This is a genomic window from Rhizobium sp. BR 317 (assembly GCF_047445835.1).
GTDB lineage: Bacteria > Pseudomonadota > Alphaproteobacteria > Rhizobiales > Rhizobiaceae > Rhizobium > Rhizobium paranaense.
Genome location: NZ_JARWLB010000124.1, coordinates 1 through 1,439, shown reverse-complemented (window position 1 = coordinate 1,439; position 1,439 = coordinate 1). Strand labels below are relative to the sequence as shown.

1 protein-coding gene is annotated in these 1,439 nt (G+C 64.0%); it reads right to left on the bottom strand.

All coding sequences use genetic code 11. The features are described from left to right. Positions 1 to 1,439: ParB N-terminal domain-containing protein (locus tag QD357_RS32240; protein ID WP_414126068.1), on the bottom strand; the 1,439-nt coding region annotated here is incomplete at both ends.

Below are 1,439 nucleotides of genomic sequence, written 5' to 3'. Positions count from 1 at the left end.
GTGATCGACGAGTGCCGCGCGGGTTTCGCGGACCCGCGACCGCGGGACGAGATCGACCGACTTGGCAGCGGCTTCCAGCGCCTGACGCGACAGGCAAAGCAGGAAATCCTCGGTCCMCATGTTCGGAAGGAAACCGTCAGCGCCGATCGCGTCACCGGCAATGCGCGAGACGACACCACTGTTCGACATGCCGCGCCGGCATGAGAGTACGTCGATGAGAACGGAGCGGGCGGCGACACGCACGCTGTCCATATCGAACGACAAGCGTCCATCCGCGGAATAGAGGCGCGCGACATGACGCTGGAAACGCTTCGGCCCGAAGACGGTGTCGTTGGCGCCGGAATCGACCCGAACATTGGTGCCGGCGAAGGCCATGACCAGGAGCGCCATCAGCATGTCATCTTCTATCGGCGTCCGGGCGAGCGCCTCATGCAGCGCATCGGTACGGAAATCACCGATCATGTCCTGGCCCTTCTGCGTGACCTCGGGCCTGGTCTTCCCGACGACATCGGTGTCGTCGTCGGCCTCCGTCGAAGCGCCACCGGCTGGACCGGGTCGCCCATCGGTTTTCCTTGGCTCCGGCATCCGGTAGTGGACSSWCTGMACCTTGCCSTCGCGATCGAGATACATSGCSGTGYWRTCGCCCTTGSCSGGCTTGCCGTAGACGCGYTCKGCCTTCTTGGGCAGKTCCGGCTGGCCMYAATTGTTGACCTCGACGATTGMKCCCTTCTTCGGMAGRTTGCTSSYCATCCACTCCTGCTGSGCGCCGAGRAAGGCYTCGACRTTGGTGGTGTAGCGRYTGTCCTSRTCGGCCGGGSCGAASAGGTCCTMGGCCMACTCGATACCGTACGCGAGGCGAAGATMGTCGCCAAAACTTGCGTCGCGGGCATGCATGCGGGTTTTCGAGAGGCCGTTGGCGATCTGCCACCAGGCCGCCGTGTCGCCCTTTTTGGGCTTATGGGCTTTCCAGACCTCTTTCTGCTCTTCGGACGATGCGGCCGCGATCGTCCTTAGCTRCTGCTCGTTGGGCATGTCCCCCTTCGCCATSTGGTCSAGCATGGARGGCAGSACRTTGGCGAGSAGMCGRAGCTTGCGGATCTGSCGSACSGGAAGSGYSAGSGCSACCGCGATSGCYTCCTCGGTCMAGYCGAGCGCKACSAGMCGYTCGATRCCCCGCMATTGGTCGACCGGRTTGAGCGGCTCGCGSGCRATGTTCTCGACCATCGAGCGCATGGCGCCGTTGTCATTGGCCGCCTCGACGACGATAACGTCGATTTCCTCGAGACCGGCGGCGATCGCCATGCGGGTGCGCCGGTGACCGGCTTCGATGACGTAACCGTTGCCGCCGCCTTCCGGGAAAATGACTGGCGGCTGGATCACGCCGACGGCCTTGATCGTCGCCAATAGCAGAGCGTCGGCCTGCGGCGTCGACTTCGACT